The sequence below is a fragment of the Paenibacillus sp. MDV22-iso6 genome (genome assembly GCF_058408365.1).
In genome coordinates, this window is the sequence record NZ_JBZVDZ010000007.1 from 456,850 (window position 1) to 463,781 (window position 6,932).

Below are 6,932 nucleotides of genomic sequence, written 5' to 3' on the forward strand. Positions count from 1 at the left end.
CCTTGTTTATAGATAACTTAATCAGACTTGAACGGGTACGCCCTCATCTTTATTGACCAATAGAGTGCTTATTCTTCTGAGTCCCTCTTCAAGAACCGAACGCGGACATGCCAAGTTTAGACGGATACACCCGCCTCCATTAGCTACAAACATATGTCCATCTTCAAGTAATACCCCCGCTTGTTCAGCGAAAAATAAAGGCAGGTTTACATTTGCAGGGACGTATGCCGTAATATCAATCCATGCCAGATACGTAGCTTCCGGAATATGAAATACCGCCTGTGGCTGATAACGCTTCACATATTGATCCACAAAGGCAAAATTGTCATCAAGATACGTTTTCAACTGTTTCAGCCATTCGTCGCCATGTTCGTAAGCCGCTTGAGTCGCTGCAATGCTCAGCGGATTTTTGAACCCATAATGCCGTTTCTGCCAGATCGTTCGGAGTCCTTCATTTGCAATAATCACATTGGAGAACATTAGGCCCGCCATATTGAACGTTTTGCTTGGAGACATACAGGTAATGATTCGATCCGTATCCGGGAACAGCTTGGCAAGAGGCGTATGCTTCTTACCTGTACGCAGCAAGTCACAGTGAATTTCATCCGATATTACCCACACGTTATGGCTCAGACAGATCTCACCCACACGTTGTAACTCTTCTGTTGTCCATACGCGTCCAGACGGATTATGCGGATTGCAAAAAATACATAACGTAACTTGTTCATCACTGGCTTTGGCTTCAAAATCTGTAAAGTCTATTGAATAATGTCCCTGCTCGTTGATCAAATCTGAGCAAACTAGTTCAATATGATTATGCTCCGCAGCCGATTTAAAATAACCATAGGAGGGCGTCACAATCAGCACCTTCTCATTCGGTTTGCAAATATATTCAACTAATTCATATAGAGCAGGAATGATCCCATGTGATGTCTCCAGATGCTCCTTGGGAAAGGACCAGTCATAGTATCTGTTCATCCAGTTGGAGACAGCTTCGTAGTATGCCGGATCGAACACCTGGGAGTACCCCATAATTTTCCGGTCCAAACGCTCCTTAACTGCTTCCCGTATTTCGGGAGGTGTGGCAAACTCCATATCTGCAATCCACATGCGAATAAATTCTTCATCCTTAAATGGAAATTTCATATCTTCTGTTGCATTAAAAATATATTGACGGAAACCATCCGTATTCATGGCATTGGTTCCTGTGCGATCAATAATCTCATCGAAATCATACTTCATAGCCTTCTGCGCCTCTTTCTCTCTGTTCTCCATCCTGGGATTAGGTTCTGTTAGACACATTATTTCATGGCTTAGAAGTTACATCAAACGCAATACAATCTATTCAGAAGAAACAAATCCATCTTAATGTTTCGTCATAATAGGTATTTTCATGAAAAAAGTGTTATATTTTTCGTATAGATTGATTTTACCAAGGGGTTTCACCTTTTCTCATATTCTTAAGAAACTTAACAGAAGGAGATCCGATATGAACACCATCAACAAAGAAGTGGGCAAGAAAATCCGTAATTTTCGCAAATGGAAAGGGTTAACGGTCCAGCAGCTGGCGGATCAGATTCACAAAAGTAAAGCTACTCTGTCCAAATATGAGAGCGGTGATATTACACTTGATGTGGTTACGCTGCATCAAATTGCTGATTCATTGAACATTCAGGTGGAGCAGCTGCTGTATATTGAACCCAAGCAAGCCTCTCCTCTTATGAATACGGTACCGTCCAGCTTTTTCAAAAATTCCACGCGGTTTTATTCGTATTTTTATGACGGGCGCAATAACAGCCTCATTCGTTGTGTCATTGACATGATGGCACAGTCGGACGCGAATCGTTATCGAACCGTGATGTATATGAACGTCAAGAATTTTGAAAATTATCAGGAATGCGAAAATATGTATTGGGGCCACACCGAGCATTACGACACACTCACCACGCTGATTCTGAAAAATCAGGCTACACCGCTGGAGAATCTGTATATTAACATTCTGGCATCTTTTCAGGAATCCGAGAAAAAGTGGGGTTTGATGGCAGGTGTATCCTTCCGTCCCTTTATGCCCATCGCTTTAAAAATGCTATTCTCTCGAACACCCTTGCCTGAAAATCAGGAGTTATATAACGAGCTAAAAATGTCTAAAGAAGATCTGCGTACGTTAAAGATCTATAATATGCTCGCCGTCACCTAAATTTTCAACAGAAGCTGATGAATCAGATTGCATTGATTGGGAAATAACCCCTATATAACAAGAAAAGGGCGGCAATTATAAGCTATTACAGCTCATAAAAGCGCCCTTTGGGATCAGATGTTTATTACTTCACACTTCGACTTTGATGTATTATTCGATTAATTCTTGATCAAATCAAGGGTTTCGTCAAATAATTGCTTCTGGTCTTCAATCTTGTTTTCATTACCGATAACACAGCGTTGCTGCTGTTCCAATATAGCGGATACCACTTCGGCAAAACCTATAATGTCACTTTCTGTTGTGCTTAGCACTTCATCCCGTTCTTTCTGAAGATCGGCTTCGGTGACATTAGACAGATAACATTCCAGAGAGAATGATCCTTCGCCATAAGGGGTCCTTGGTGTATCGAGGTCCTGGATGGCTCCAATGATATATCTCGTCATTTCCCGTTTATCTGCTTTGAAATCCTTCAGGTATTGCGGCATCTCTTCATAAACTTTGTATGTTTTTTCGAGATTCGGGTCGCGGTACGATGCTACATAGCTGTCTCCGTTACGTCTGAAGCCTGACATGCAGCCGTATGCTCCGCCTTTGGCCCTAATATTGTTCCACAAATAATCCAGAGAAAGAATCCCCTGCAAGACACGCAGCGAGCCGGTATACGAATACCCTTTATCGATAAAATTACCTGTTTGAACGACATATTGGACTTCAGATGGAGATCTGAATCCTTCTTTGTGATGTACAGGTGTAAATGCCTCTTTTTCTTTGGCAACATCTTGGGTGAACAGCTTCGCTTTCAAATCGGATACCTGTTTCTCCAAGCCTGCATATCCCTGATCATCCGCAGTGTAACTCACCAGCAAGTTTTCCGGTCTGAAAATAAAGCTAGTCAACGATTGAAGGCTGGTCGACAGTTCTTCTTTTCTAGCCTCAAAGTTCGCCTGAAGCTCCTCAAGCCACTGGTAAAAGGCGATGCCACTAACCGCTTCCCTGAAGTCTGCGACAGCCGAGTGTTTAGAGGTCGAACGGCCAATTCCCGCTGAATGCCCTCCGCTGATCAGATTGCGCTGCAAGTTGCCTTTCAACTGGGCAATAATTTCGTATAAACGCTTCGAATCATCAAATTTGGACGTAAACACAATTTCCTTGATCATGTCAAAAGCAAATCCAAGTTTGTCATAGAGTACTTTGGCGTTGAATTCATACGTAGCCTTGAAATCACGGTGCTCATGCGCGTTTGCATACGTACCGATGCCACTATGAATTCCCCCGGAATGAATGTGAATCTCATTCGACAATTCATTAAATGAGAAATTCTGAGTGTCGACGTAACCGAGCACACTTTTCAGCAATCCAACATACGGCAGCAAACGCCGTGGGACTTCCTTAATATCGAACAACAGTCTCAGATAACCGATCCCATTCGTATAGATATTATGGTGCAGTACCGTTGTACCTTCGACCTGATTTACCGTCTGATACAGCGTCGATGCTTTCGGTTCAATATCCTCTATCGACAACGTCGGAATGACCTGCTGTTGTTCCTTGGTTGATGGTGCATTCTGGTACTCGGCAAGAGCCTCGGTTCTCTGAATGAGTTGCTGAATCTCTTCCTGACTCAGTCCAGCCTGAACTGATTTCAGATGTGCTTTCAGCGCTTCCTCTTTGCGTGCGTTCAATCCTTTATCCGGCGTGACAGCAACGAAAGAAGTATGTGTATTTTGCAGTAAATACGTCTCAATCAACTTCTCAAAGTAACCCTCGGTCATCTTCGTTCTGAGCTCGGCGAATACGTCATTCGCTTCCAAATGAGTAAATGGCGCTTCGACATCATACAGCCAGCTTTGCAATGAGGAGAAACCGTAGATTAATCCTTTGGGCATTCTTCCATAATCCGCTTCACGGTGGTTGAACTCATAGGAATTGATACCTGCGAGCAGCGCTTTTGGATCAAAACCTTCCTTCACAACACGCTCAAGCACCTCTTTTACCGTCCCCAGAAAATCTTCTTTGCTCGCCAGATTGCTCTTCTTCAATCCAACGGTGAACACGGGCTGATACAGGCTGTCATCATACGTACCATATACATCTTTCGCAATGCCCTTATCCAATAAAGCCTGCTTCAGAACCGCTCCTGGAGCGTTAAGCAATGCGTACAGCAAAATTTGAAACGATATGTTTAATTCCTTGTCCAGACTTGTTCCAATAACCGCATTATAGGTCAAAAAACTGTTATCCACTTCTGATTCAGTACTTCCGGCAGAATATGTCTTGACTGCGTCCACTCTTTCTCCGAATGCAGGTTGAAGCTGAATGGCAGAATCGATCTCGATCCGGTCATATTCACTCAGATAGTTCTCATCTAACCACTGCAATTTCTCTTCCATATCCATATCCCCATACAAATAAATGAAGCTGTTGGACGGATGATAGTATCTGGAGTGGAAATCCAGCAAGCCTTGATAGGTCAGATCGGGAATGGCATCGGGAAATCCGCCTGATTCACAGGAATATGTAGTATCCGGGAAAAGTGAATTCAGGACTTCTCTGCGCACAATTCGTTCCGGGGAAGAAAATGCACCCTTCATCTCGTTATATACAACGCCGTTATAGGTTAACTCATCTTCAGCTGAGGTCAGGTTGTAATTCCAACCCTCCTGCAGAAATATTTTTTCATTATTATAAATATTTGTGTGGAGTACCGCATCCAGATAAATATCCATCAGGTTATGGAAGTCATGATCATTCCGACTTGCAATCGGATAGATCGTTTTATCTGGATATGTCATCGCATTCAGAAATGTATTAAGAGAACCCTTCAGCAATTCAACAAAGGAATCCTTGGCCGGAAATTTCTTGGAGCCACACAGTACGGAATGTTCCAGAATGTGAGCTACACCTGTATTGTCTTCCGGAGGAGTACGGAAACCGATACTGAACACTTTATTATCATCCTGATTGGATAAGAGTACAATTTTGGCTCCGGATTTCTGATGTTCCAGGAGATACGCATCTGACTTCAACTCTTCGATTCTGCGTTCCTGCAGCACCTTATAGGGCTTAAGCTGTTTCAACATGGGTCGAGTCCTCCGTCCATTAAATTGTTTAGTTTGTTATGCAACCTTGAGTTATTCAAGTTCAAAGTTAAAGGTAATTTATGCCTACGGATAGTATACACTATCGTTGCATGTCTTCCTAACGGGCAGCACCACAGATGTCATCTGATATGTATTATCGTTTTTTAATGTTTATGAACTGAATGGTACAGCAGAAAATCATAAAAATTAAAATTTCCAAACAAAAAAAGATCGCATGAACAACTTGTTTAACAAGTGTCATGCGATCTTTTCTTAAGATGCCGAGGACCGGGATCGAACCGGTACGGTAGTCACCTACCGCAGGATTTTAAGTCCTGTGCGTCTGCCAATTCCGCCACCCCGGCATGGGTATGTATTTCTTGGCGACAAGAAATATCTTACCATGAAATTTATAGCTTTGCAATACCTTAATATAAAATTATCCAAAAAAAATGAAACAGGCACTGCCAGCTTAGCGAGCAGTGCCTAGAAAGTTCGAGTTGCGGTCCCGAACTTTCTTTAAACCATCTATATTAAGGGAGGTGTGAAATAAGAATACCTCCCCAACATTAAAGAAACCTAAAATCAGGCTTAAATTAAACTAAAAAAGAAGAATAGGTTCAATTCGGGCTGCCTCTTCCTCGCTGCATTCCACAACCACCAGGATATGCCCCTGCACCAGCCAATCTTCATAGTAATTAGCATCTTCTTCAGAGACCCCTGCTTCTGTTAAGGTAAGCACCAGATCATCCGTCTCATTTCCAATCTCGTTGCCTGCAAGTTTGCGTACCGCTTTTCCGATGGACATCGTCTGATCCATCCGCTTGCCCAGACCAGCAAGCACCCCTTTAAGCACGCCTAGTGCACCGTCTGATCCTGCGCCCTTCAGAGGCATAGGCAAACCAGTCTTCTCGCTTACCACTTCGAGATTAACCTGTTCTTTGGCTACCGCACCCAAATATTTATCTGCTATACCTTCCTCTTTCAATTTATTTAACATGATAATGGCTTCATTCTCCGTGCGTACGAGTCCGATAAGCAATTGTGTCATTATACTTCCCCCTCCTTTTACCCTTATATAACCCTGGTTGCTTCTTCAAAAACGGATATCATATAATAAGTCCTTTCACCTATGTAAAATTTAATTTCTGATCTGGAAATCTATACCTAGTTCTGATAGACTAGATAAAGAAGACAAATTAACCATTGAAATTATTGACATATCGAATTACTATTCCATAACCAGGAGCAATGACATATGAAAAAAGAGGTAGAAATTGCCATTCGACGCAAACAACAAATCATCGTTCGTAATACAAGTGGACAAACGGTAACTGGATTTCCGGAACGTACAGCCGATGCTTCCATTCTTTCCTTACGGACAGTTCACGGAAGCCTGTGGATTCCATTCGACGAAGTAGAACAAGTCACACGTCTGTTAAGCATTCGCTCTCATCATTTAAGTGGAATGCAGTTGTGTACGGCTGATCTGTAAACAGGGAACAAGCACTTCATGTATTTATACGTGAACTAGACGTGTTTATTTCGTCATTCATAAAATAAAACCAGACGCATCATGAACTGCACCCCATTTGTTAGCCACGACTAACAATGGAGGTGCAGTTTTTTTGCCTAAATTCAGTTTAGATGAGAAA

5 protein-coding genes and 1 tRNA gene are annotated in these 6,932 nt (G+C 42.5%); 2 read left to right on the forward strand and 4 right to left on the reverse strand.

The window, feature by feature from the left end; all coding sequences use genetic code 11:
- Window positions 1–21 precede the first annotated feature (21 nt).
- Entirely contained in the window at window positions 22–1,242 is a 1,221-nt protein-coding gene (locus AC4PM4_RS21685; protein ID WP_491614529.1) for a MalY/PatB family protein, read from the reverse strand.
- Window positions 1,243–1,489: 247 nt separating this feature from the next.
- On the opposite strand from AC4PM4_RS21685, the gene AC4PM4_RS21690 reads away from it, so the two are divergent.
- On the forward strand, window positions 1,490–2,197 hold the full coding sequence (locus AC4PM4_RS21690) for a helix-turn-helix domain-containing protein (protein ID WP_072735384.1): 708 nt from the start codon (window positions 1,490–1,492) through the stop codon (window positions 2,195–2,197).
- Window positions 2,198–2,355: 158 nt separating this feature from the next.
- Here the strand turns inward: AC4PM4_RS21690 and AC4PM4_RS21695 are convergent, their stop codons facing one another.
- The 3 genes from AC4PM4_RS21695 to AC4PM4_RS21705 all read right to left on the reverse strand — a co-directional run bounded on the left by AC4PM4_RS21695 (window position 2,356) and on the right by AC4PM4_RS21705 (window position 6,328).
- Window positions 2,356–5,277, reverse strand: coding sequence for an insulinase family protein (locus tag AC4PM4_RS21695; RefSeq protein ID WP_090810800.1), 2,922 nt, complete (start codon window positions 5,275–5,277; stop codon window positions 2,356–2,358).
- A 279-nt stretch (window positions 5,278–5,556) separates the two neighbouring features.
- Window positions 5,557–5,642: transfer RNA gene (locus tag AC4PM4_RS21700), tRNA-Leu, on the reverse strand.
- Between the two features lie 236 nt (window positions 5,643–5,878).
- Window positions 5,879–6,328, reverse strand: a complete 450-nt coding sequence (locus tag AC4PM4_RS21705) for a general stress protein (RefSeq protein WP_274567800.1) — start codon at window positions 6,326–6,328, stop codon at window positions 5,879–5,881.
- 207 nt (window positions 6,329–6,535) lie between these two features.
- Here AC4PM4_RS21705 and AC4PM4_RS21710 point away from each other — a divergent pair, with 207 nt between their 5' ends.
- A complete protein-coding gene (locus tag AC4PM4_RS21710; RefSeq protein WP_053784208.1) occupies window positions 6,536–6,772 on the forward strand; it encodes a hypothetical protein in 237 nt (78 codons plus the stop codon).
- The last annotated feature ends 160 nt before the right edge of the window (window positions 6,773–6,932 follow it).